The following is a 26,098-nucleotide window of genomic DNA, read 5'->3' as shown; positions in this document are numbered from 1 at the left end:
CGATAAGAAAGTCGATCTCTTCGCCTAATTGGATAAACTATTATTGCCTCGCCCCCTACAAAGGAAAAGTTATGCTTGTTTACGATGGCAACCAAGATTTTGAAGCAAACCCAAACTCCCTGCATTCGAGAGTCAACGCATTGGATGCACAATGGGAACGCACATTTCCTCGTGCGGCAACATCCTCAAGAAAACTGATCTACAACCGAGTTTGCGCTCTTGGTTTGCTAGTAGGCATTAACGGTTTCACCTATGTGCTGATTAACGCCATTTTGGCATCGTAAGGGCTCAATCAACTCAAGCCCTCAACTTACATCTTTAACGCCTGCGGCATAAGAGCAGGGTCGCGCTCTAAGCGAATCGTCACACGTCTATTTTTCGCCCGCCCTTCAACACTATTGTTATGCGCAGTAGGATAACGCTCCCCGTGCCAGCGCACTTTAATACGCTCTTCAGGTAACCCTTTACTCACCAAATACTTGGTCACTTCCTTCGCGCGGTTCTCCGACAACACGTAGTTATTTGCGCGCGTATCAACGCTATCCGTATGGCCGTCAATGTAAAACTCGGTCACTGATGGATCGGCCTCGCAATAGCGTACGATATTGTCCAACTTACGACGCTGATTTGGCGGTAAAGGCTCAAACAATGCGGTGCCAAAATAAATAGCCGTACGTCGTATTTGATCAAAGTTTGCGGGCAGCAAATCCCCAAGGCAGCCTAAATAACGTCGATAGGCATCGCGAAAACCTATCGGGCTTACATGTACACGACTGGATTGTTCTGCGCCATACCAAGGTGCACGGGTCAGCTCCATTTCGTAACCCGTATTAAGCTCGGCCAACAAGCGCTCCGCCAATACATCACCCAAAACAACGGGCTCCTCTCCGCGCGTTACTGGCACATAACCTAAATCAATAGGCCGAAGATTATGTCGCCAAGCAGGAGGCTGTAGCACCAAAGACGCTTGCCCTGTTTGTAAACGCTGCGCCAAAGGCACCAGCTTAAAATTCGCCGCCTCTCCTGCGCGTGTTTTAAACACCGCTTCACCGTAAAAAGGTACGGCATGCGTTAAGCTACATTCAAAGACAGAGCCATCAAAGCGCCAACTGCTTTCTTCTATGCCATTGGTATAACTGAATGCGGCAACCTTTGGCGATAGCACTGCACCTACAGCCAATATTAGTGCTGCCAGCCCAAATAGAACCCTTCCTACAACCCACTGCATAAATTCACCTACAAGTATCTTCATGTCAGGTTATCGGCGAGTATCGCCTGTGCTTTAAAGTAGATTTGCGGTAGCATGCGCTTCTTTCCATTAATTTAAGCCCGTTAACGAGCCTTACCTTAAGCGTAGCCCTCTTTAACCGTTGTTTCGCCTTGCTTTCGCATTGGCGGCTAGCCATACGAGTTTGTCCTTATTTATGCAATCGATAACCCTTACCGCACCTGACGACTGGCACATCCATTTACGCGATGGCGACGCCCTGGAACGCACCGTCGGCGATGCCGCGCAACAATTTGCTCGCGCGATCATCATGCCTAACCTCGTCCCGCCCGTCATGAATGCGGAACAAGCACTGGCCTACAAAGCACGTATCAAAGCACAGGTTCCTGCCGGTAAGCAATTCGAGCCTTTAATGGTTCTTTATTTAACAGATAACACCACAATCGACGACATTAAGGCCGCTAAAGCCGCAGGCGTTGTAGCGTGTAAGCTTTACCCCGCTGGCGCAACAACAAATTCCGATTCTGGTGTTACCGACATTCAAAAGTTATACCCTGTTTTAGCCGCCATGGCTGAAGTCGGCCTAAAGCTACTGGTTCACGGTGAAGTCACGGATAGCCATATTGATATCTTCGACCGCGAAGCCATATTCATAGAACGCACTCTAGCGCCACTCCTACAAAGCATTAGCGGGCTAGATGTTGTTCTAGAGCACATCACTACCGCAAACGCAGTGGACTTTGTGAGCGCACAAAACAGTAATGTTGCAGCAACTATTACCGCACATCACCTATTATTTAACCGCAATCACATGCTCGCAGGCGGTATTCGCCCACACTATTATTGCCTGCCCATTCTAAAGCGCGGCGAACACCAACAAGCACTGATTAAAGCGGCTACCAGCGGAAGCCCAAAATTCTTCTTAGGTACGGATTCTGCGCCGCATACAACCGATAAAAAAGAAGCCGCCTGCGGCTGTGCCGGCGCCTATACTGCCAGCGCTGCACTCGCCTTTTATGCGCAAGCCTTTGAAGATGCTAACGCCCTCGATAAGCTAGAAGGTTTTGCCAGCCACTTTGGACCCGATTTTTACGGATTACCGCGCAACAGCCACACCGTAACCTTGGTTAGAAAACCGTGGCAACAGCCAGCGAAGCTAAGTTTAGGCAGCAGTAGCCTAACGCCTTTACTGGCAGGACAAACATTAAACTGGGCATTACAAGCCTAAATCGATTCAATCAATTCAAGCTAAGGATTCTCGGTGAGTGACACTGAAGCCAACGAAACTACGCTATTCGCATCCCGCTTTCGCGGTTATCTACCTGTTATTATTGACGTAGAAACAGGCGGATTTAACTCAAGAACCGACGCTCTGCTCGAAATAGCCGCGGTCATGCTAGAGATGGACGATGACGGCATAATTACCCCAGGCGCAACCATCGAGTTCAACGTTGAACCTTTTGAGGGAGCTAACGTTGAACAGTCGGCTTTGGACTTTACCGGCATTAAAATCGATTGCGCACTTCGCGGCGCAGTGTCCGAAGAGAAAGCGATGGCCGATGTATTTTCAGCCATCCGTAAAAAAATCAAACAATACGACTGCAAGCGCGCCATATTGGTGGGCCACAACGCTCACTTTGACTTAGGCTTCGTGCATGCAGCGGCCGAACGTTGCGACGCAAAACGCAACCCGTTTCATCCGTTCTCCTGTTTCGATACCGCCACGTTGTCTGGTCTCGCCTTTGGTCATACTGTATTGGCAAAAACATGCCAAATTGCCGGCATTGACTTTTCGAACCGTGAAGCCCACAGCGCCGCCTACGACGCACAAAAAACAGCTGAACTGTTCTGCATGATTGTCAACAAATGGCAAGAACTCGGCGGCTGGCCCATTATTCGCGATGATTTCAATCCATTTACACTCGATTAATCCTAAGCGACACCTTATTCATTTAAGCTTCCCTTGTTCAGCTCGCGTCATCAGATTGGGGCGCAAGGGAAGCCTTTTATCGCGATCCGCTCAATGACCGAAATTACCGATTATTCCGACCCAGCTTACGCCAGCCAACTCAACGAAAAAGAACAGCAAACACGCGCCCAGTTTGCTGAGTTTTCGCCGCCCGAACTCAAAGTATTCCCCTCGCCTGCGCAGCATTACCGCATGCGGGCAGAATTTAAAATATGGCACTCCGATGGCCGCTGCGATTACGCAATGTTCAAGCCTGGCACACCGAAGCAAACCTATATAATTAATGACTTCCCTGCCGCAAGCGACACTATCAACGCACTGATGCCAACGCTACTGGCCGAACTCAACAATAACGAATTGTTACGCCGCAAACTTTTTCAATGCGAATTTTTATCCACTACCACTGGCGACTGCCTTATCACTTTGATTTACCACAAAAGTCTTTGTGATGAGTGGCAGACTGACGCCGAAAAACTCGCAGCCACCTTAAACTGCCAAGTGATGGGCCGCGCACGTAAACAAAAACGTATCCTCACCAGAAACTGGGTAACAGAAGCGCTTGATGTTTGTGGCCGAACCTTTAAATATGAACATATAGAAGCCAGCTTCACCCAGCCCAATGCCAGTATTTGTGCCGACATGCTGAGCTGGACCTATCAAAACACCCAGAATAACGGTGGCGACTTACTTGAGCTTTACTGCGGAAATGGCAACTTCACGCTACCACTATCGCAAAATTTTGAACGCGTACTCGCGACCGAAATAGCCAAAAGCAGTGTCGATTCAGCCAAACGTAATATGGCACACAACGACATTCACAATATTGAATTTGCACGCTTATCCAGCGAAGAATTCACCCAAGCTCTTGAAGGCGCCCGCGCTTTCAGACGCTTAGAACACTTAGACTTGAACAGCTATAATTTCTCTACCGTATTGGTAGACCCACCGCGAGCCGGCCTGGACGACGGTACGCTTGCACTCATCCAGCGCTTTAACTGTATCGTATATATCTCTTGCAACCCAGACACGCTCCACGACAATTTAAAGTCGCTTTCTAAGACTCATACCCTTTCGGATTTTGCCTTATTCGATCAATTCCCATTCACCCACCATCGCGAATGTGGCGTAATACTGCAAAAGAAATAAGGAAATAGAAACGCAAAGTTATCGACTAATACTTAATTCGACACCCTTATATTCAACTAAATTGGATAGACGATTATCGCCTCGACCTAATATTTTTCGAGATTAAACACGTATTTTTTGAATGAGGACATCCACAATGAAACGTTTTTTTCTACTGATAACAATGAGCTTGTCGTTAGCCACAAGCGCCTTTTCTTTTAACGTTTTTGCCGGAGAATTAAACCAAGACAGCACAGCTGTTTTTGGCGACTATACCGTTCACTACAGCGCCTTCAACAGCACATTTTTATTGCCTGACATCGCCGCCAATTACGGCCTTGTGCGCGCCAAAAACCAAACGCTGCTGAATATCACGGTTCAAGACAAAACCGGGCAATCTATCGATGCCAAGCTTGAAGGTTACGCTCAAAACCTTATGCAGCAAAAAAAGACGCTCACCTTTAAAACAATCAAAGAACCCCACGCCGTTTATAGCATTGGCGTATTGCGTATTACCAATGAAGAAGTTTTTAACTTCGTCATTACCATTACGCCAAAAAATACCGAGCCGTTCACTCTTAAATTCACCCGCAAACTTTACGTGGAATAAGTCACTATGCAAACACTCGTTCTAGCCAGCGGCAATGCCGGCAAACTCCGTGAATTCAATGATTTATTAGGCGACCTAGGCTTCGACGTAAAAGCCCAAAGTGAGTACAACGTACCCGAAGCCATTGAGGACGGATTAAGCTTTGTAGAGAACGCCATTATCAAAGCCCGTAACGCCTGTAAAGTAAGCGGACTCCCCTCACTATCGGACGACTCAGGCATAGAGGTAGACGCCCTTAACGGTGCACCCGGCATTTACTCGGCCCGCTATGCTGGCAGTGACGCTAACGACACCAACAATAATTTAGCGCTGTTAAAAGCACTAAAAGATACCCCAAAAGCTCAACGCACCGCTCGCTACCAATGTGTACTCGTGTTTATGCAACACGCCGAAGACCCAACCCCCCTGATTTTTCAAGGTAGCTGGGAGGGCGAAATATTGAGCGTGCCCATAGGCGATGGAGGCTTCGGCTACGATCCTATTTTTTGGGTACCTAGCCATAACATGGCCGCTGCACAATTAGAGAAAACCGTAAAAAATACCATTAGCCACCGCGGGAAAGCTCTGCAGCTTTTGACGGATGCACTGAAAAAATCGAAGCGATAAAGAGAAATCGTCGCCCATAAAAAAGCCCAAGCTTTTAGACTTGGGCTTTTTTATGGGTGACGTTATTAAAATCTAATGTAACTATTTAGTCATGCAAATATAGGCCTTAAAACTGATCATTTTTCTGGGCCGATCAAGCGCTGCTGACGTTTGAGCGGCCCAGAAAGCAATTCGCCTTTGGGTGAGCATCACTTGGAACTTAACCCGCTTTTGAACCCACCTAAATAGTTACAAACTAATAAACGTCACGCTGATAACGATGCTCTGCTACTAACTTATCCATATAAGCTTGTGTCGCCACATCATCCAAGCCACCTTGCTCTGCAATGACCTCACGTAATGCTTTATCAACATCAGATGCCATTCGCGATGCATCGCCACAAATGTAAATGTAACCGCCTTCTTCAAGCCAAGCGAAGAACTCTGCACCTTGCTTTTTAATGAGCGTTTGCACGTAGATCTTTTCTGCCGTATCACGAGACCACGCCAAACTTAGATTATTTAACAGGCCAGATGACTGCCAAGCACTAATTTGATCACGGTACAAAAAGTCTTCAGCTTCATGCTGATCACCAAAGAATAACCAATTCTTACCCGCTGCAGATCGAGCCTCACGCTCTTCTAAAAAAGCACGGAATGGCGCAATGCCGGTACCAGGCCCAATCATAATTAACGGTGCTTCATCATTGGCGGGAATATGAAAATGTGCCGAACGCTGTAAATACACGCCCATCGTCCCACCCACACTCAAACGCTCGCCCAAAAAGGTAGACGCTACGCCTTTACGTGCACTGCCATTCAATGCGTAATGCACTTCGCCTACCGTTAAATGGACCTCTCCTGGATGTGCTTTGGGGCTAGAAGCAATGGAATATAAACGAGGCTGCAATAAGCGCAAGCCATCCACAAGGGTTTGCGCGTCAATCGCTTTACCGGTTGATTTCAATAAGTCGATTACCTGCTCATCACCCTCGCCGGATTCAACACCCCAAGTTTCTAATGTTTTAGCATTAACGGTGGCAATATCTAATTTTGTTAATAACGCTGCACGCAAAGACGCTGGCCCAGCCTTAAGCTTTATGCTCTCACGGCCACTCAAACCGGTAACTTCAAGAAGCGCTTGCACTTCTGTTGCGCAATTAGTCGGCCATACACCCAAGGCATCACCCACAGCGTAATCAAGCTCTTCAGTACCGCCAGCCAAAGATATTTCAATGTGATTAACGCGCTTAGCCGACTTCTGGCCACTTAAATTCTCAGCAACCATTAAGGTCGCCAAGAAAGGACTATTTTTATCAAATTTAGGACCGGCCTCTTCGGGCTCTGCAGCACCAGAAACAGCACCCGCAGCACTCACAAAAGCTTCACTTTCAAATGTCGCTTTTTTCCAGTCAGCATAGTCATCTTCAAAAGCAACGTCACAGGATACAAAATCATGTACGCGTGTTGCTCCAAGCTCTGCCAGCTTTAAATCGAGATCTTGTGCGCACTTATTAAAATGGACATAGCTTGAATCACCCAAGCCACAAACACTGAAATTAAGCGAAGAGGGTAAGCTGTCTATCGCTCCGGTCATAACTGCGTCGTAAAAGGATTTAGCATTATCCGGTGGCTCGCCTTCACCAAAAGTAGAGCAGACGATCAACACATGCTTCATGGTCGCTAAATCGGCAGGATCAACGCCATCCAACTCGCTCACATTCGCTTCGAAACCTTGCGCTTTAGCGAATTTACGCAAATCTTTACTCAAGGCTTCAGCATTACCTGATTGCGAGCCATAAAAGACATTCAAGGGTGTACCAGGAACTTCCTGCGCATCACCCTGCGAAGCTGAAGCAATCGCATTGAGACCCGTTAACAATCCGTTTAACCAATTGCGCTGTTCCGCTTCAAATGGCGCCGTTTCATCAAGAAAAGCAGCCGGGGCTTGTTTGTGTGTTGTGCCTATGGCGGCAGCTAGCTGATCAATGACGCTTTTAGTATCTTCACTCATGTTATTAACCTGTCATTCAAACTTTTGCAGCGCCTTACAGTGCCGCTAATAAATTTCAATAAGTGCTTTTGCACTTAATATCTAAGATGCGTTTAATCGCGACTACTTAAGAAAAACAGACTTCAGCTGCTCAATATCATGGCGCCGGGTAAAACTCAAAAATGATTCATTGCCGTCCCGCAGGCCTAAATATTGCTCAATCATATTTTCAACAAGCGCATTAATATCTTCAGCCGCTATCGGGCCACAAAAATCTTTGGCCAGTCCAACGTCAGTATCGGTACCACCACCAAGTACAATATTGTAGCCTTCACGACCATCAGCCGTAGCGGCACCAATCATGCCGATATCGCCAATATAATGCTGCGCACAGGTATGGTGGCACCCGGTTAAATGAATATTGATGGGCTGATCCAATGTGAATTTCTTTTCTAGATGTTTAACCAAATGAGTCGCGTCTTTTTTGGTATAAGCCCCGCCAAATTTACAAGCCCACTTGCCCGTACATGCTATAGCGCCAGCAGCAAAAGAGGATGCGTTAATGCTTAGGCCCATTGCTTCTATTTCAGCAACAACGGCATCAATGTCAGCATCAGCAATATGGGGGATTAATAAATTCTGCCATACCGTTAAACGAATATCATTCTGACCATATTTTTGTGCAATTTTACCAATGGCTCGCATTTGATCCGGCATCATTTTGCCGACTTCCAATGCTATACCCACATAATTAAAACCCTCTTGTTTTTGTGGGTGAACGCCGATGTGCGCTTGACGTTTAATTTCAGCCCGAGGAGCATCATACTCTTGGCTTAAACGCATCATCTGAACACCATTGCCAAAAGCATCTAGCTTTTCTTGTGTTTTCTCGATAAACCAGTCGAAGCCATGCTCATCAAGCACATACTTTAACCGCGCTTTTTTACGGTTAGTACGGTCTGCATGCTCGATATAAACACGCAACATAGCTTCAGCAATTTCGGGGGAGTCCTCAGGCTTGCAAACAATACCGGTATCGCGAGCAAAGTCGTAGTGCCCGGTAATACCGCCAAGTAGTATTCGACAATAAATACCCGGCACTACAGCCACTGGGTTCTCTTTCACGGTAACCGCGACAAAACCAATATCGTTTGTATCGCTAACGCAAGAAATAGTCCCTGCATTATCAAACGATATATTAAACTTGCGGGGCAACCCGTTTAAATCACGGTTATTTAAAATAATATGGCTGAGCTTAATACCGTGTTGATGCAAGTCGGTAACTTCTGACACATCAAAACCAGCCGTTGGCGAAGCGGTAATATTTCGGGCGCTATCCGCACCCGACCCCTTACAGCTCAGCCCCATATCATAAAGGCCGGTAAATAAATCCAGGACACGATCAGGAGCGATTTCACGCAGCTGAAAATTGCCTCGCGTTGTTACATGGGCATAACCACTGGCAACATCTTCAGACAAATCACCCAGCATCATCAATTGGTCGCCGCGCATTTTGCAAGAAGGGATGCGTAAGCGACACATATAACCAGGGCTATTCGGCTCAACATTAAATATACCAAAATGTCGAAACATGAACTGATCAATACCCTCAGCTATTTTGTTCTGATCATTCAGCTGAACAATTTTATCCCACAGATCGAGAGGATGTGTCTTATGCTTTGCAAGCTCCTCTTTACACAAGTCCTCCAACGGCGTGCCAAATAGAGCCTCAGGCTCTTCTTTTGTACCGGCACCTTGAAAGGCACGATGAAGATTTAGCTTTGTGAGCACCTCTGTTAGGTACTCCTGCTGCTCGGGTGTAAAACCCTTAGATTGAGGCTTGTCAGTTGCGATCATTGTTACCACTATCAAGTTGAGACGCTCTTAAGCTGAAGCTTAAAAGCCTTTAACCCCGCCATTTAATACAATGGAGGTATTTTGTAATTGCACAAAATAACTGTGCTATACGCCATACTAGCAAGATAGAGGCCAACGAAAGAAAGTGAGGCAATAGAGGATCCTATACTGGCTACCCCTCATAGAAAACAAGGGTTTTAGCGCAATAACTGCAATACTAAAGCTTAGAGTTACCTTGCACTATCATGAAGAATAATTACGCTGACAATGCAGTTATGCACCACAGACAGACAAAATAATATCAAAGGCACAAAAATATTACACTTTAACCAAAAAAAGCTAAAAGACTTACTCAGACAACCCAGGCTTTGGCTGCATCTAGGTATAAGAACCTTGAAAACCAACAGATCGCACCACCATGATTCATAAAGGTACAATCAAAGACATTAAAGCCAACTCTTTTAGTCGACACATCGAAGTGGCACTCCCTATATTGGGGCACCCTGCTGCCACAACACACAAACACGGAGAACTCTCATGATGCCACTTTCCGCAAGAATCACTGCATTACTAATACTGACCGGACTTTATAGTGGTTGCAGCTTATTCACACCAAAAGGGAAAACACCCCTTGCAACTGAACCATACCCAGCAGCTGCCAACTCCAAAACACTAATGGTGATGATGCCCGGAATAGGAAACAGCGCGAGCGATTTTGCCAGTAACGGCTTCATTAATGACCTGCAAACTGACTACCCTCATATAGATGTCATTACCGCTGAGACACATTTCGGCTATTTCAAAGAACGCACGCTTACGACGCGACTGAAGCAAGACATTATCACCCCTGCGCAACGGCAAGGTTACAATGAAATATGGCTAATGGGGACAAGCCTCGGCGGGCTTGGCAGCCTACTCTACGCAGCCGAGTACCCTAATGATATCGCCGGAATAATAACTATAGCGCCCTACCTTGGTGAAAAAGCACTCATTCGAGATATCACATCAGCACCTTCACTTTCGCTGTGGGCTCAGAATTATCAAGGTAATGACGAACTAGCTCGAGCAGTCTGGATCCCGCTGATTCAAAAGCACTGCATGAATCAACACCCGAAAATCATTCTCGCAACAGGAGATGACGATAAATTCATAAAAGCCCACCAACTACTGGCTAAATGCTTACCCGAAAGCCAAGTCCATGTAATAGAAGGCAAACACAACTGGAATACTTGGGAAAAGCTGTGGCTACAGATACTTGAAAACGAGCCTTTCGCTGAAGCAGCATCTAAATAGCCCTAATACAACTGGCTGGCATTGAATTCGCATCGCGCTGTTTAAAACACGATAAGTTAAAACACGATAAGGAATCCCCATGACGCCCTCTTCAGCCAATGATTTTTTACTCGACTTATTCAACGCTGCCGTTGCCGCCAGCCACCCCAGTCAAACATTACACAAATACCTACCCAAAGATCGCACAGGCAAAGCGCTTATCATCGGCGCAGGCAAAGGCGCTGCCGCCATGGCTCAAGCGTTCGAAGAGCATTGGCAGGGGCCAATTAGAGGCCTGGTGGTTACTCGCTACGAACACGGCGCAGACTGCAAACACATCAAGGTTATCGAAGCATCACACCCAGTGCCCGACGCGCAAGGCACGCTAGCCGCAGAAGAGACGCTCGCTCTCATTGATTCCGCCGCCGAAGACGAACAAATATTTTGCCTGCTATCAGGAGGTGGATCATCACTTCTAAGCTTGCCTGCACCCGGCATCACCCTGCAGCAAAAACAAGCAGTCACCAAATCGCTGCTCCGGTGTGGTGCGAATATCGACGAGATTAACTGCGTAAGGAAACACCTTTCAGCCATAAAAGGCGGTAGATTGGCCACACGTTGCGGCAACCGTAAAGTGATTACATATGCAATCTCTGACGTCCCTAACGACAGTCCTGACGTCATCGCATCGGGCCCTACCGTTGCAGATCCAACAACACTTCAACAAGCCCAAGCTATTCTGACAAAGTACTCAATCGATACTCCTGACAACATCCAGCAGTGGCTAGCCAATCCAGAAAACGAAACACCGAAAAGAGAAGAGCTAAACCAAAACCTCCACTACCAGATCATAGCCACACCTATTGATGCCCTAGAGGCAGCCGCCTCGGTTGCACGCCAACACGACATAGAGCCATTAGTTCTGGGGGACTGTATCGAAGGTGAGTCAAGCGAAGTCGCTAAGGTCTTTGCGGGTATTGCGCGGTTTACAGCTGACCACAACAAACCACGCCCAAAACCTTGCGTTATTCTATCGGGAGGCGAAACCACCGTAACCGTGAAAGGCAATGGACGCGGAGGCCGCAATGCCGAATTTCTGTTGTCGCTCTTTCATGTACTCGCCGGCCACCCCAACATTTACGCCCTCGCCTGTGATACCGATGGAATAGATGGCACAGAGGACAACGCTGGCGCCAGCTTCGCCCCCAACACCTACCAACAAGCGAAAGAACTGAATCTAAGCAGTGGTGATTTTTTGGCCAACAATGACGGCTATACCTTTTTCAAACACCTCGACAAACTCATCATCACCAACCCTACACGCACCAACGTCAATGATTTTCGTGCAATATTAATCCTTTAGACCGAATCACACCTCAAGCACTTAACCTCACATAAATGCTCGCCACCCACTCTCAGGTCTATACTGAGAAGTGACCGATTCATCATTCAACATTTATATGAGGAGAAAACAATGCAAACCTCAATAGCCGAAGTCACTCATCTTTTAGAAGAGTTTTTAACAACACTGGACAATGCCTACTGGGAAAGCTCCGACACAGAACGTAAAGATACGCTCTACGACATTATTAGCATCTTCCATATCGAACTCAGAGAACTCGCGAAACTCAGCGTGGAAGATCACTATTTAAGCTACGAAGCTATTTCAACGGGTGCGCGCAACATTCAAGCAAAACTGCGCAGCATACATTCACAGTTAGACCAATGGGCACTGCGCACCAGTACCGCAGACCAGCTCCGCAATCAACTTCCTCTGGTATCAAACCTATTAACCCGCGAGACCTAACCAACGGTTATATAAAAGTCACAAATAAAGCTTGATATAACAGATACCAAGGATACTCATTATTTTAGACACAAATAGATTTAACAAACGCCAAAAACTGACTGGAACTTTTACCCCTATGAACAATACTAAGTAATACCGGCGCTGCACATTCCCCCAAGTGTGTTGGAGCGCAGGCAGAGCAATTAACAATGTGCGTAGTTTGTTGAGCGCTCGATTGAGGATTTTTCCTTGATGTTTCACTCCTAATGGTCCTGGCCCGGCGCTCCCCCGATCGCCGGGTCTTTTTTATTTTTTACTTTCTCCCCTCGTGTCGCGCAAACTTCTAAGATCTAAACAATAAAAATGTTTCGGGTATCAGAGTACATGTTATAATTGAAAGTCTGAGGGTAGCTGGGAGTAATTCCCTGAGCCGATAAACGTAGACAAGGAGCTCGCTAGCTTACATTGTGTGCACGTCCGCTTGACGGAAAGCCTAATGTGTATCAGTGTTCTCCCACCTGAACCATCGGGTTCAAGGCAAAAGTTTCCAGTTGCTCTCAGATTTTTTATTTACACACCGAACTATGTCAAACACCCGCATTCGAAAAAACCTCAAAAGCTCCCGCGCAACACTCAGTAAAGCACAACAACAACAGGCGGCCATTCATTTAGCCATAAAAGTTGCACGACACCCCTCGTTCCGCAAAAGCCAAACGATTAGCTTTTATCTGGCCGCTAATGGCGAGATCAGTCTAGCCCCCTTAATTAAACTCGCGCTAAAGCAAAACAAGGACTGCTACCTACCAGTACTGAGCGGACCTAAATTGAAATTTTATCAATTTCAAAAAAGTACAAAATTAATAAAGAATCATTTCGGATTACTCGAGCCGGCAGAAGCTCGCGCCATTTCAGTAAACCAATTAGATTTAATACTCTGCCCGCTGGTGGCTTTTGATAATAAAGGCAATAGATTAGGAATGGGAGGAGGTTACTACGATCGCACGCTCTGCAATATAAAGCGCGGAAGGAAAAATATTATTTGGGGTGTAGCCCACGAACTACAAAGACACCAAGAACTTACGACACACTGGTGGGATATTAAGCTGGATGGTGTTTTTACAGACAATCAAGTGACAACAGTTATTAATCGGCCTCTAATGTAAAGCCTTGTTGGTGCGGCGCTGGCGCTTCAGCTTCAGCCCCCCCAAAAACATCTGACAAACTCAGGCTACTCAAAAGTAAACCCAAAACAAATATCACAACAGCTACAGTCAGTGTATCAAGACGCATATACAGTTCTACCCACCCAAATTAAGCAGTCGTTATACCACTTATCGCTTTATTAACAATAACAAATTCCAAATAGTTGTATCACATCGCAATCTTTAGGGGCGAGGCAATAATAGCTTGTCCAATTAGACGAAGGATCCTGCTTTCTCAGCAAGGCGCTTGAAGGGGCGCATACCGGGGTATGTAACGCTTTGAGCAACGCTGCTGAGGAAGCAGGAGGCAAGTATTATTGGATAAAGTATTTTTTCCTCGGCCCTTACCCAGAAGTGCTCACGCTTTAGCTATAACCGCCCTCTCAACGCATAACGTTAGATGAAAAACGCCAATAGACAGCCTCCAATTATAGCGATTTCAACTAAGTGTCAATTTAGTGACGAGCCAACAACGACAAATGAATCCCAATAGCGAGCAAGCAATTATAGGGCAGTGATTTTTTATACACATAAAAAATCACTGCGTCAGAATTAGAAGTAAAGTCAATAGAAATACCGAAAATTATTTACAAACCCCTACAGGGAAATGTAACCCACTGATATAAAATACTTTTTCTAAATCGTTCATTTTTTAACCAAAGTGCTGTTGGGTGAGGAAAATCAGGGGTTTCACGCCCATTAAACAATACTATCCACCATGTTATCCACAGCTTTTGTGGAAAGCATTACAACTTCCGCTATCAAAGTGTCACCTACGCACTTTCAAAACCCCACTTGTAACGACAAAAAAATGTCTTAACGCAATTCAGGCTATTGACTTAATATCTGTCAATAGTTCTTAGGGGTTGTTTATAAAGAATTCCTTACCGTAAACCCCGCCTTGATCATATCACCGGCACAAGTCGGCCATCTCTCGCGTGAAACAATCTTCATTTGTGAGCAAACCCGCTTTACTGTAGAGTCAGCTCTCACCGAGAATTACCCCCGCTAGCCCCCTAATAACATCCAACAATGAAACAAGAGGATCATAATGCGATCTTTCCACATTACACTTATTAGCTTGTGTGTAAGCCTGATCATCAGCCTTACACCTAAAGCTTTAGCCGACACCAATAAAACTGCACTTTTCAAAGAGGCATCCCAAGCGCTTAATAATGCTAATGCCGCTCAGGCAAACATTCTAGCTCCAAAAGGCTACGCCTCAGGCTCAGAGCACTACCAAAAAGCCGAAGTACTGTATGCCAGACAAAAGGAAAGCAGCAGGATAACTAAAGAGTTAAACCGCGCAACTGAAGCACTTATATTAGCTGCCAAAAATGCAGAACTGGCACGACTGACCTTTGCTGCCACCCTAAAGGCCCGCAACGACGCCAAAGGTGTAGATGCGCAGCGACTGGCCGGCGATCTTTGGCAGAAAGGTGAGGAAGCTTTGCTATTTGCAGCTACCAAGTTAGAAGACGGGAACCTTAAACGCGCTAAAAGCAAAGCTATTGATGCCGAAAAACTATATCGCGCCGCAGAACTTTCATCGATTCAAAGTAGCTATCTTGATGAGGCCAGAAATACTATCAAACAAGCACGCAAGGAGAAGGTCGATCGCCACGCCCCCAAAACACTTCTTAATGCTGAAGCATTGCTGACGAGTGCCGAGAAAGAGCTGGCCGAAAACCGGTACGATGTAGACTATCCTCGCTCGCTCGCCAAACAAGCGCGATACGAGGCAAAGCACTCCTTATATTTAGCCGAAATAGTCAAGCAACTAGACCGCGGAAAACTCACCACAGAAGAGTTTCTACTTGACCTTGAAAAACCACTCATCAACATTGCAAGTGCACTGGATATGGTTGCAGGCTTCGACCAAGGTTTTGATGTCGTTGCAACATCACTCGTACAAAATATTGAAAGCTTACGCGCAGATGCCTACGAACTCGGAGAGCGCAAGAAAGAATTAACCCAACTCGAAAGCGACATATCAACACTCGAAAAACGCATGGGAATACAGTCAGTACGAATAGCCGAGCAGGAAGCGCAAAAAGAAAGCTTGCGCCAAGTTAGCGAGCTATTTACCCGCGACGAAGCTGTCGTGATGACAGAGGGACGCAACATCTTAATTCGAGCCGTCGGACTCACCTTTAACCCAGGGAATTCGCAGATTAACTCAAAGAATTTTTCACTGCTTCAAAAACTGAAAAAAGCCGCTGCACTCTACCCCGGCTTCAGCTTACTGATTGAAGGCCACACCGATGCCTTTGGTGGCGACAGTGCGAACCTCAATCTCTCCTTTGCTCGCGCCGAATCTGTTAAGGAATACTTGCGTGCAAATATTGATGCCAGCACACAAATTGATGCCATTGGCTACGGTGAAACCCGCCCAATCGCCAATAACGAAACCAAAGAAGGCCGTGCCCGCAACCGTCGAATAGACTTGGTATTACGCCCACCGCTTTAATAGTTATTCTAGGCGCATACCACGAAGCGGATTAAGGACGTGCTCCTGACCATGCGTTTTAACCTCCAATACTAGGGCAAGCAATTGCCCTAGTTGCCCCTCAGGAAACCCCTTTCCCGCCATCCACAGCAAGTAATCTTCTGGAACATCGATCAATACCCGACCGGCGTACTTACCATAAGGCATCGTTTGGTTTGCCATGGCGATCAAATGCTTCTCTTCAAACATGCCCCTAGAACCGCGCTCAATAAAACATCAACAGATTAATTAGCCAAAAGCTCAGCGTACATCAATACGCCACCACTCCGCTCAAAATCAACGCCTAATTTTCCTAAATGGGCGCTCAACAAAAATATACAAAAATAATGCGATAGCGATGGTAACAAGTGCAGCCAACCCCGCCAAATCGAAAAAATTAAATGTCAAGCAATCGGCATTGCTTACAGCCCTATAATCGCTAACAGAAAGCGAGGACTGATACACAACAAAATGACCATGATATGAATAAGGGACGAGGAAACAATATTTCATCCACTAATACTTGATATCGACTCCCCTACCTTCGTTGCTCAAAGCGTTACATGCCCCGGCATGCGCCCCTTTAAGCGCCTCGATAAGAAAGTCGATCTCTTCACCTAATTGGATAAACTATTATTGCCTCGTCCCTAAGGTAAATACTGCAGGCCACAAAAAAGTCGGCCACACCCCATTAAGCTATAAAGGATTAAAGCAGCAATAGCGAAACTATGAACATAGCGATGCCCCACGAGATAAACGAACTGCCACCACAAACCGACATCTTCAGCCCTCGAAAACTTATAGCGCCCGCAAACCTCACTAGGCTTCATTAATAACAACACAAACATGTCGAGTTCTTAAACACACTGGCCTGAAAAACTGATCTTTTCTCTCGCCTGCCCGCCCCCACCCTCAACTGAAAGCGCTCAACAGCCCTGAAACAGTGGGGTTTACAGCCCTCTATATAAGAATTGTCTTTCACGGTACAATTCTTGCTTTTTATTGCATTGGAGACACAACAGTACTATTCCTTTGATGTGTTGGGTACAAAGCTATTTAAACCAAACGCGTAGTTAAAGCGTAGCCTTAGCTTAAAAACCAATTTAGTATTGCAGTGAACAGCGCCCTGCTTTAGCCTGCAGCCAGTCTTACTTTGTACGGATCTACCATGCAATCAACGCTTAGCGCACTTAAAACACAACACCATCCCGCATGGTCATCACTCGCGAAAATCGCTTGTGATGATGTGGAGCGCTTACTAGAGCACTTTTTCTCGTCAACAGACAACCTCCTGTATGACTTATCTAAGCGTGCGAGCAGTAACTCTGAAGCTGCCTTCTATTTTGATGCCATGCGCGAATTACGCATAACAAGACAAGACTCCATCACACAATTTCTACAGAATATTAAACAGCAGGCCGCCCTACTAAGCCAAGGCAAGCTCCCCCCTGAAGGAGAGCAAGAAAACCTAGACCTGCTATCAAGCGATGAACTTGACCGTGCATTAGCCTGTGAAACCGTCATTAACAATATCAGCAACCTATACCATGACGACCTTGTTTTGCTGGCGCGTAGGCTAACCCAGCTTTCACCACTAGAGCTACTCCCCGTAAGTCAGGTCCCCTTCTCCCCTGAATGGCTCGCGCATAATTTCGCAAACACAATCCCAAAGCTGAACGGCAAAACGGCTGTTATATTATTCAAACAGCTTGAAAAGCACCTACTCCGTCAACTTTCTCCACTATTATCTCAATGTAATGAATTTTTAGTCTCCGAAGGTCTATTTCGCGACTCGCCATCAGCAAAACACCGCCACTCTCTACCCAAACTGACAGACATAAGAACATCACTGGACGATCCAATACCTGCCGCAACAGCGCCCAGTCAATTTGCTCTGCCACTTCATTCGCTTCGGCAAATTCTGGCCAACGCGCGCCACCAGGCGGCCAACGACGCCAGCCTGCACTATCGCTTTTCTTTTAACCCAGGCCCCGTCGTCCCCCTACCTATACTCGGCACAGCACTTACCAAACAGCAATTTAACGCCGTAGATCTCGCAAAATTTCCACTTAAGAACCAAGTGGGCGACTACGTTAGTCGCGCCTTAGAAACAGAAATCAGTGATGCGCCCAACGCACTCAACCCCTATCACGAAGATATTATCCAACTTGTGGGCGCCTTTTTTGACGAATTGCTAGATGACGGCGAACTGACCGTCATCACTCAAGCTCTTGTTTGCAGATTGCAAATCCCCGTATTAAAAGTCGCTTTGCGTAACGAAAGTTTTTTCCTTGAGACCAACCATACTGTTCGAAAGTTTTTAAACCGACTCACAGAGATGGCGCAGACAATTGACAACCTCGACAACCCCGAGGATGACCCACTCTACACAAAAATGCTGAATAGCGTAAAGCGTATAAACAAACTATTCGATCTCAACGAAGATATTTTTGCCTCCGAGCTGGAGGCGCTTGAACTATTAAATGATCAAGAAAACAATCGTGCCGACATCATCGAGCAGCGCACTCGACAGGCCGAGGAAGGGCGCGCGCGCTTCGAAAATGCCAAAAACGCCGCCATCGATTGCATGCAACATTACACCAGCAATTTACGCCTCAACCGACACACCCAGCAATTCATCAATGAATACTGGCAGCAAGTACTTGTCTTAACATTCCTTAAAGAAGGGCAAGGCCCGGAATGGCTAACTCACGGACAAACACTCAACGACCTACTCTGGTTAGACCAACAACACACCGACGAGCGCTCAATTGCTAGAGCAAAAACAATACTATCAACAATAGCATCTCGCTTGATTGTAGGCCTTTCTTCACTACACATGAGCGAAGAACAATGCCTGAGCCTCAGCAGCAAAGTTATTCAGGCCACTCAAGAAGAAACAGAAAGAAGCCCCGTATCTCATACCCAACACACAGCCATTCAACGCCAGCAACATAACATCACAGCCCTTGAGCAGCAGCACTTTGACGCCGCCAAAAACCTTGAAGTGGGCACCTGGATTCAATATAGCGATGAAGGCACCACCCTTACCTGCAAGCTTGCCAGCAACAACTCTGCCGATGCTTTTTTATTCGTCAATCGCTTAGGTATGAAAAAACTCACGCGATCCCGCAAAAACATCGCACTTGACTTACAAAGCGGTCGTGTGAAAATCATGCAGCGCGGACCTCTATTTGATCGACTAATGAATCGTGCACTTAATCACTTAAAGCGTAAATAATTACACTGAGTGCCGACTAGGATTGATCATACCGCTGATATTGCACCACCAAGCACTATCAGCAGTCAGAGTATTACTACAACATGACATATGACAGCGCGACCTTTATTGCCTATTTAGGCGCAACCGTATTTTCAATTGCTTTAATTTTTGCGTTTTCCACACAGCTCCGTACACGCGCATTACGGCCCGTTTTTGCTGTCGCCGCATTAATGCAATCGGCTTGGCTAGCATGCGCATGCTATACCCTAGCCTACCCAACAGATAATGGATTTCACACAGTACAACTGACCGATAGTGCCCAGCAGATATTCTGGCTTTGGGCACTAATTCAATCCATGCAACAACACTGCAGCAAAACGCTACCTAGACTATTTACTCGCTACTTCCTCCCCCTAGGCGCCGCCTTTATCCTGGGACAATTCTGGTTAGAGCACCTTAGCCACCATAACAATAGCTTAATATTTAACGTGCCTACACTAGCCATATCGATGCTGGGCTTGCTTTTCATTAATCGTCTTTACTGCAGTTCAAGTAACATCCGCCTACTCAAATTAATTTGCGTGGCACTGGGCGTAATATTTGCCTACAACGCATACCACTCAATTACGGTTATCACAGGCATCATTAGCCATGACACCTTAAGCGGCACGCGCGCAACTATCACCCTAACAGCCAGCCTAATACTCCTCATCGGCGCACTAACGCTCCGCAAGGAATCCGTGGAGCCGCACGCACGACTGTCGCTTTCACGCCCAGCAATTCTTTACATTTGCCTCTTTAGTTTGAGCGCCGCAATTATTACCGTCTTCGCTTTCGCTAGCCTTTACATCAGGCGCTTTGGCGGCGGCTTCGGCGAAGCCATGTATTTACTCGTTGTTGCTGCAGCCATCATCGCCGTTGTAGTGCTTCTAACCTCGACTGGCTTTCGCAGCGTACTGAACGTGCTTATCAACAAGCACTTGTTCAGCCATAAATATGATTACCGAACAGAGTGGCTCAAACTGATTGACGGACTGTCAAAACCAGCCAATAGCCAAGAAGCTTTTGGCATCGCACTGCACACAGTCATGTCCATTTTCAAAAGCCCTGGCGGCGCGCTTCTCCTTCCTAAAGGCGATACATTTACACTCGCCTTCAGCCAAGAATGTAATGTAGCGCATGACCAAATCGAACCCCTGAACTCACCCTTTGCCCGCGCACTCAAAGAGTCTGAATGGGTATTTTTCCCGCGCCTTCCCCCAACCAACACCCTCTTTGACAAGTTCAGCGAGACCCTACCAGACTGGATTCGCTTAATTGATAACGTCTGGCTAGTAATGCCACTAATCTATGAAACAAAACTCACAGGCTTCGTCATTCTTAACGAACCCAAAATACACACCAGCTTCAACTGGGAAGATCTAGATCTCCTTAAAATTACCGGACGCCAAATTGCGAGCTACATCGAGGGCCACCGAAAATCTGAAGCACTTAGCGAAGCCAAGCAATTTGAGACATTCAATAAATTATCCGCATTCGTCATGCACGACCTCAAAAACCTTATCGCACAACAATCTTTACTGATTGAAAATGCCGAAAAACACAAAGACAACCCGGCGTTCATTGAAGATGCATTTAGCACTATCAGCGGTTCAGTGGACCGATTAAATGTATTACTGCAAAAGCTACAACGCTCAGAGCCCGAAGCTTCACGCAGTATTGATTTAAAGCCTGTAATAATAGAAGCCGTAAGCCGCTGCAGCCGAACATCCCCCATCCCCAGCCTGCGCCTCGATGCGGACAACCTAAAGTTACTGGCCGCACCCGACACTCTCTGTATGATATTCACCCACCTAATACAAAATGCTCAAGACGCCACTAAAGCCAGTGGCTTTGTGGACATCCACATAGAACGAACGGAATCGCATGTGCACATTAAAATTGACGATAACGGCAAAGGAATGGATGAATACTTTATTCGGCACAGCCTATTTAAACCCTTTGAAACCACAAAAACAGGCAAAGGGATGGGGATCGGCGTTTACCAAGCTAAGGACTATATTGACCACCTTGGCGGCACCATCACCGTTAGCAGTCAAATCAATGTAGGGACGACATTCACAATTAGCCTCCCTTTATTACAACAAAAATAACCTTTCTGACAGACACCATCGGGCACACATCATGACAACGGAAAAACCCAAACTTCTTATTATTGAAGACGACAAAGGCCTCCAAAGCCAACTCCGCTGGCACTTTGACCAATATGATGTATTTGTTGCGGGCAACAGGGATGAAGCCATCACCGCTGTACGCCTCAATGAGCCTGCCGTCATCCTGCAAGACCTTGGCCTACCACCAGACCACGAAGGCGTGGAAGAAGGTTTTCACTGTATTCGTGAAATTAGTAGCTTGCATCCTGAAGCAAAAATTATCGTGATGACCGGTAATGCCGATTACGAAAACGCTGTTCGGGCCGTCGCTATGGGGGCCTACGATTTTTACCAGAAACCCGTCAACGCCGAAACTTTAGATTTGATCCTGCAACGCGCCTTTCACATCTACCAATTAGAGCAGCGGCACCGCGCCGAAGAAGAAACTCGTCAAGGCCCACTGCAGGACGTTATTGCAGGCGACCCTTCCATGCTAAAAGTCTGCCGCATGATAGAGAAACTAGCCCCATCCAATGTCACCTGCACACTCACAGGTGAAAGCGGCACAGGCAAGGAAGTACTCACAAAAGCCCTGCACAGGCTAAGCCCGCGAAACAAAAAACGCTTAGTCGCCATTAACTGTGCAGCTGTCCCCGAAAACCTCATGGAAGCCGAGCTATTCGGTTATGAAAAAGGGGCTTTCACCGGTGCAGCTAAACGCACTCAAGGGAAAGTGGAAATGGCACAAGAAGGCACACTCTTCCTCGATGAGATTGGTGACATGCCGCTAGTACTGCAAGCAAAACTATTGCGTTTCTTGCAAGAACGCGTCATAGAGCGTGTTGGTGGCCGCGAAGAGATCCCCATTGATGTTCGCGTGGTTTGCGCCACCAATAAAAACTTATTGGAAATGACCAAAGAGGGAACATTTCGCGAAGATTTATATTATCGTATTTGCGAAATGGAAATTCACATTCCCCCACTCCGCGAGCGCCATGGCGATAAACTCCTACTCGCACGGCACTTCCTAAAAATGTACAACAAACAGAACGGCAGCAATATTTCGGGCTTCACCCCAGAAGCTGTCGACACAATTGACAGCTATGATTGGCCAGGCAATATTCGGGAAATGGAAAACCGTATAAAACGCGCGTTAGTCATGTGTGACGATAAGCTCGTTACACCCGACGACCTCGGCCTGCATAGCAATGAAAGTACTTTTTTGAATTTGCGACAGGTTCGCCATCAAGCTGAAAAATCAGCCATCATTCGCGCTTTAGGTATGACAGAAAGTAATATTTCCGCTGCATCTAAATTATTGGGGGTAACTCGCCCAACCCTATACGACCTAATGAAAAAATATAATATTGTAGTTAACTAACAACAAACACCGACACGCAATTCTCGTGTCGGTAAAATATACAACAATGTAACAACAATGTAACAACAATGCGCTAGGGAAGGTAACACCACCTACAAGAAATAAAATAAAGCTATAAAAAACAATAACTTACAATAATAAAAACGTCACCAGAGGTAACAAGCCAAAGCTGGCACGGGTAATGCATTAAGGAAGATATCAATTAGCGAACCCGCTAAATTAAGGTAAACAGAGACCCAAAAGGTCATCGTAGTTAGGAGATTTCCCATGAAAGGCCGAATTTTATTTTTAAGCAAAATCGCCATTGTTGCAGCCTTGTTTGCACAAACAACAATCGCCGATACCATGCTTCCCATGATTGGAACCAATGGATTGAATGAGCCCCTTTATTTAACACTGTGCGGCATTGGCCTACTTGTTTTAGGCGCTCGCAGTAAAGGCAACATATAAAAAAAGTAAACAAAGAGGACTGTTGAAGCGTTACCCACGCACTAATCAACAGTAAAAAGCGCTCACATTGAGCGCTTTTTTTTGCTCGCCAGCTAGCCGATACCCAACAAAACCACCAGTGCATCGCCCATAGTCGGCTGTTATACTTAATCAATTCACTTTCTAGGCCGCGCCTGACATCATGAATTCTGCGTCACCCAAATCACTTCACGCCAAACGCTCCAAGCGCCTACTGCAAAACCACGACACACTGGCTCAGTGGATACAGCACGCACTTAACTTACTGATCGTCAGTGGAACACTTGTTGGGCTTGCGCTATGGCGGGACGGCGCTGTAGGCGAGCACTACCGCGTCATGCTGGTATTTGCACTACTCTTAATGACCATTATCTATAACATGCTGGGTGTATTTCGCCGCTTTGGCAGCCTTCTTGGGGGGATGCAGCACTTAGCGCGCGCCTGGGGCAGTGTCATTATCATACTTGCCTGGCTTGCCTTTTTAACAAAAACCTCTGAAGCCTACTCTAGACAAGTTGTTGTTTACTGGGCTTTTATTGCCTATGTTGCGCAAGTCATTACACTCTACGCCACCCATCGACTGCATATACTCTATCGCGCCAAATATCGTGCGCGAATTCCCGCACTTATTATTGGCACCGGCGACATGGCCGCCCATCTTGCAACATCAATCAGTAACAATATTTGGCTCAATGACAAAGTTATCGGTGTAATCGGCAATGCCGATAAAGAGCGAGAACTTTGGGGGCAACAAGTGATTCCAATGCTCGGCATGGAAAGTGATTTAGACGCAATTATCTCGCAGTACGGTATTCGCCGCATTTATATGGCACTCCCCTTGGCCGACAGCCACAGAATCACTGCACTGCAAGATAAACTCTTCGAACACAATATTGATCTAATCTGGGCGCCGGACATCTTTGCTCTACACCTGCTGAACCACAGCGTGCGAGAGGCAGGCGGTGTTCCCTTAATAAACCTTAATGAAACGCCACTTAGAGCCGGTGGACCTGCATTCATGAAGGCGCTCATGGATAAAAGCATCTCGCTTGCCGCCATCATCGCACTATCCCCGCTACTCATCTCGCTGGCGATTGCTGTAAGAATCAGCTCACCGGGCCCTATTGTATTTAAGCAGGTGCGCGATGGCTGGGACGGCTCCAAATTCCACGTATTTAAGTTTCGTAGCATGTATCAACACGAAGCAAAATCAGTCGTAGAGCAAGCCAAGCGTAACGACAGCCGAATAACTGCCGTCGGGGCATTTATTCGCCGCACCAGCCTTGATGAACTGCCGCAGCTATTTAATGTACTCAACGGCAGCATGTCGCTTGTTGGACCAAGACCGCACGCGGAGTCACATAACGTTTACTATTCCGACAAGGTTAACGCTTACCTGGCTCGCCACCGTATTAAACCGGGCATCACAGGGTTAGCCCAGATTAACGGCTGCCGAGGCGAAACCGAAACCATCGAGGACATGGAAAAGCGCGTTGAATACGACCTTGCGTACATATCGAACTGGTCCCCCATGTTGGATATGAAAATTTTAATTGCAACGCCCATGCGACTCATCTCCAAAGCCGGCAACGCCTACTAAAACCCCAAAAAGCTAGGTAGCTAACGCCGGAAGTTCTAGCGTATTGGCTACCTGACTAACGCCTTCATCCGGTGAAAACCCAACACCCAAGTGCGGTACAACCCCCAAACACGGTGCCGGCATCATCCGCTTTAGCGTCTCTACATTTTCGTTCAGGTGCGGCATCTCAGCATCAATGCAATTAGCCACCCACCCCACCAACGGTACGCCATCACGCGCTATAGCCTCAGCTGTTAGCAACGCGTGATTCAAACACCCCAAACGCATTCCCACCACAAGAACAACGGGGGCATTTAACGCCTTAACCAAATCGCTCATCATCTCACGATCATTTAAAGGAACCCGCCAACCACCGGCACCCTCAATAACGCAAACCTTCGCACGCTGCATTAAAACACCACGGCAAAAACCCTCTAAGCGAGCCACCTGCAACCTTCGCCCTTCGAGACTCGCAGCAATATGCGGGGCGCACGGCTCGACCAAAGCCACAGGATTAACCTGACTGTAAGGCAACTTAACCGTTGCCACTTCCTGCAGTAGTAATGCATCTGTATTACAAAGGGTCTCACCTTGAAGCGTACAACCCGCCGCAACAGGCTTTAGCGCACAGGTTGTCAGCCCCTTATCGGCAAACGCCTTCAATAGGCCAGCAGCAATCAGCGTTTTCCCGACATCGGTATCAGTACCCGCAATAAAAAGTGGTTTTGCCATATGTTTAAATCACCATGATGCCCAATAAGAAAGAAGGCTATTATTTTGGTAACTATTCAGGTGGACTCGAAATAATACTCACCCAAAAGGCGAATTGATTATTTTCTGGGCACTTAAGCGTCAGGAACGCTTGCGTAGCGCCCACGGATGGCTTGAGCGGCTCAGTAAATTATCAGTTTGCCGGCCTATTTGTGCATGCCTGAATAGTCACTTATTTTGTTAATTCAATATAGAAAGTGTCATAAGACGCGGCTATCGATGTTGAATCGCCTGAAGTCTCTAAAGGGTAGGCATTTTTCAAAATTTGAAATTTCGAGCGCGTCATCAACCCCGCCGGTGCCTGCGCATGACTATTGTGAGCACCAATACCCTTTAGCGCCTGCAACAAAGGTATCAACGAGGGGTAATTGAGCACTTCAAGCTTTTGCTCGAAAACCACAGTAT

The 26,098-nt window shown here is 46.7% G+C and carries 22 protein-coding genes, 1 other RNA gene and 1 pseudogene; 17 read left to right on the top strand and 7 right to left on the bottom strand.

The genetic code is table 11. The features are described 5' to 3' along the window. A partial coding sequence (locus AC3A8L_RS07505; protein ID WP_487961616.1) for a hypothetical protein occupies positions 1-284 on the top strand: 284 nt, incomplete at its 5' end. A 26-nt stretch (positions 285-310) separates the two neighbouring features. Here the strand turns inward: AC3A8L_RS07505 and AC3A8L_RS07500 are convergent. Then, entirely contained in the window at positions 311-1,228 is a 918-nt protein-coding gene (locus AC3A8L_RS07500; protein ID WP_487961615.1) for a flagellar protein MotY, read from the bottom strand. Between the two features lie 196 nt (positions 1,229-1,424). On the opposite strand from AC3A8L_RS07500, the gene pyrC reads away from it, so the two are divergent. From pyrC to rdgB, 5 genes are all read left to right on the top strand, one after another. Then, complete coding sequence (gene pyrC / locus AC3A8L_RS07495) at positions 1,425-2,456, top strand: dihydroorotase (protein WP_487961614.1); 1,032 nt, start codon at positions 1,425-1,427, stop codon at positions 2,454-2,456. A 33-nt stretch (positions 2,457-2,489) separates the two neighbouring features. Then, positions 2,490-3,158, top strand: coding sequence for a ribonuclease T (gene rnt, locus AC3A8L_RS07490; RefSeq protein ID WP_487961613.1), 669 nt, complete (start codon positions 2,490-2,492; stop codon positions 3,156-3,158). Between the two features lie 93 nt (positions 3,159-3,251). Continuing rightward, the gene (trmA, locus tag AC3A8L_RS07485) at positions 3,252-4,343 is read left to right on the top strand and encodes a tRNA (uridine(54)-C5)-methyltransferase TrmA (RefSeq protein ID WP_487961612.1); all 1,092 of its coding nucleotides are present in this window, start codon (positions 3,252-3,254) and stop codon (positions 4,341-4,343) included. 136 nt (positions 4,344-4,479) lie between these two features. Further along, positions 4,480-4,932 (top strand): DUF4426 domain-containing protein, encoded by a 453-nt coding sequence (locus AC3A8L_RS07480; RefSeq protein WP_487961611.1) that lies wholly within the window; start codon positions 4,480-4,482, stop codon positions 4,930-4,932. Positions 4,933-4,938: 6 nt separating this feature from the next. Further along, positions 4,939-5,538, top strand: a complete 600-nt coding sequence (gene rdgB, locus AC3A8L_RS07475) for an RdgB/HAM1 family non-canonical purine NTP pyrophosphatase (RefSeq protein ID WP_487961610.1) — start codon at positions 4,939-4,941, stop codon at positions 5,536-5,538. 235 nt (positions 5,539-5,773) lie between these two features. Here the strand turns inward: rdgB and AC3A8L_RS07470 are convergent, their stop codons facing one another. After that, positions 5,774-7,531 carry a diflavin oxidoreductase gene (locus tag AC3A8L_RS07470; protein ID WP_487961609.1) on the bottom strand — a complete coding sequence of 586 codons (1,758 nt, stop codon included), beginning with the start codon at positions 7,529-7,531 and terminating at the stop codon, positions 5,774-5,776. Between the two features lie 102 nt (positions 7,532-7,633). Beyond that, positions 7,634-9,367, bottom strand: coding sequence for a NirA family protein (locus AC3A8L_RS07465; RefSeq protein ID WP_487961608.1), 1,734 nt, complete (start codon positions 9,365-9,367; stop codon positions 7,634-7,636). Positions 9,368-9,904: 537 nt separating this feature from the next. Between AC3A8L_RS07465 and AC3A8L_RS07460 the strand changes: the two genes are divergently transcribed. The 5 genes from AC3A8L_RS07460 (at position 9,905) to AC3A8L_RS07440 (ending at position 13,591) form a co-directional block, all read left to right on the top strand. Continuing rightward, the gene (locus tag AC3A8L_RS07460; protein WP_487961607.1) at positions 9,905-10,660 is read left to right on the top strand and encodes an alpha/beta fold hydrolase; all 756 of its coding nucleotides are present in this window, start codon (positions 9,905-9,907) and stop codon (positions 10,658-10,660) included. 79 nt (positions 10,661-10,739) lie between these two features. Beyond that, a complete protein-coding gene (locus AC3A8L_RS07455; RefSeq protein WP_487961606.1) occupies positions 10,740-12,002 on the top strand; it encodes a glycerate kinase type-2 family protein in 1,263 nt (420 codons plus the stop codon). A 111-nt stretch (positions 12,003-12,113) separates the two neighbouring features. After that, entirely contained in the window at positions 12,114-12,446 is a 333-nt protein-coding gene (locus AC3A8L_RS07450) for a hypothetical protein (protein ID WP_487961605.1), read from the top strand. Positions 12,447-12,823: 377 nt separating this feature from the next. Then, positions 12,824-12,996: non-coding RNA, 6S RNA (ssrS, locus tag AC3A8L_RS07445), on the top strand. A 16-nt stretch (positions 12,997-13,012) separates the two neighbouring features. Beyond that, positions 13,013-13,591, top strand: coding sequence for a 5-formyltetrahydrofolate cyclo-ligase (locus AC3A8L_RS07440; RefSeq protein ID WP_487961604.1), 579 nt, complete (start codon positions 13,013-13,015; stop codon positions 13,589-13,591). Here AC3A8L_RS07440 and AC3A8L_RS07435 read toward each other — a convergent pair. Beyond that, complete coding sequence (locus AC3A8L_RS07435) at positions 13,572-13,718, bottom strand: hypothetical protein (protein WP_487961603.1); 147 nt, start codon at positions 13,716-13,718, stop codon at positions 13,572-13,574. The genes AC3A8L_RS07440 and AC3A8L_RS07435 overlap by 20 nt on opposite strands. Positions 13,719-14,681: 963 nt before the next feature. Between AC3A8L_RS07435 and AC3A8L_RS07430 the strand changes: the two genes are divergently transcribed. Continuing rightward, entirely contained in the window at positions 14,682-16,100 is a 1,419-nt protein-coding gene (locus AC3A8L_RS07430) for an OmpA family protein (RefSeq protein WP_487961602.1), read from the top strand. A 3-nt stretch (positions 16,101-16,103) separates the two neighbouring features. On the opposite strand, the gene AC3A8L_RS07425 is transcribed toward AC3A8L_RS07430, so the two are convergent. After that, complete coding sequence (locus AC3A8L_RS07425) at positions 16,104-16,328, bottom strand: DUF3820 family protein (protein ID WP_487961601.1); 225 nt, start codon at positions 16,326-16,328, stop codon at positions 16,104-16,106. Between the two features lie 958 nt (positions 16,329-17,286). Between AC3A8L_RS07425 and AC3A8L_RS07420 the strand changes: the two genes are divergently transcribed. From AC3A8L_RS07420 to AC3A8L_RS07400, 5 genes are all read left to right on the top strand, one after another. Then, positions 17,287-19,359, top strand: a complete 2,073-nt coding sequence (locus AC3A8L_RS07420; protein ID WP_487961600.1) for a DUF1631 family protein — start codon at positions 17,287-17,289, stop codon at positions 19,357-19,359. 83 nt (positions 19,360-19,442) lie between these two features. Continuing rightward, on the top strand, positions 19,443-21,494 hold the full coding sequence (gene prsK / locus AC3A8L_RS07415) for an XrtA/PEP-CTERM system histidine kinase PrsK (protein WP_487961599.1): 2,052 nt from the start codon (positions 19,443-19,445) through the stop codon (positions 21,492-21,494). Positions 21,495-21,525: 31 nt separating this feature from the next. After that, positions 21,526-22,875, top strand: a complete 1,350-nt coding sequence (gene prsR / locus AC3A8L_RS07410) for a PEP-CTERM-box response regulator transcription factor (protein ID WP_487961598.1) — start codon at positions 21,526-21,528, stop codon at positions 22,873-22,875. Between the two features lie 267 nt (positions 22,876-23,142). After that, on the top strand, positions 23,143-23,325 hold the full coding sequence (locus AC3A8L_RS07405; RefSeq protein WP_487961597.1) for a hypothetical protein: 183 nt from the start codon (positions 23,143-23,145) through the stop codon (positions 23,323-23,325). 181 nt (positions 23,326-23,506) lie between these two features. Then, entirely contained in the window at positions 23,507-24,943 is a 1,437-nt protein-coding gene (locus AC3A8L_RS07400; protein ID WP_487961596.1) for an undecaprenyl-phosphate glucose phosphotransferase, read from the top strand. Between the two features lie 12 nt (positions 24,944-24,955). Here the strand turns inward: AC3A8L_RS07400 and bioD are convergent, their stop codons facing one another. Both bioD and AC3A8L_RS07390 read right to left on the bottom strand, forming a co-directional pair. Further along, complete coding sequence (bioD, locus tag AC3A8L_RS07395; protein ID WP_487961595.1) at positions 24,956-25,654, bottom strand: dethiobiotin synthase; 699 nt, start codon at positions 25,652-25,654, stop codon at positions 24,956-24,958. Between the two features lie 211 nt (positions 25,655-25,865). Further along, positions 25,866-26,098 (bottom strand): annotated as a pseudogene (locus AC3A8L_RS07390) (hypothetical protein); the annotation flags it as partial.

The sequence above is a fragment of the Marinagarivorans sp. genome (genome assembly GCF_982758155.1).
Note: the sequence above shows the minus strand (reverse complement) of the source record. Positions and strands in the feature narration are given on the sequence as shown.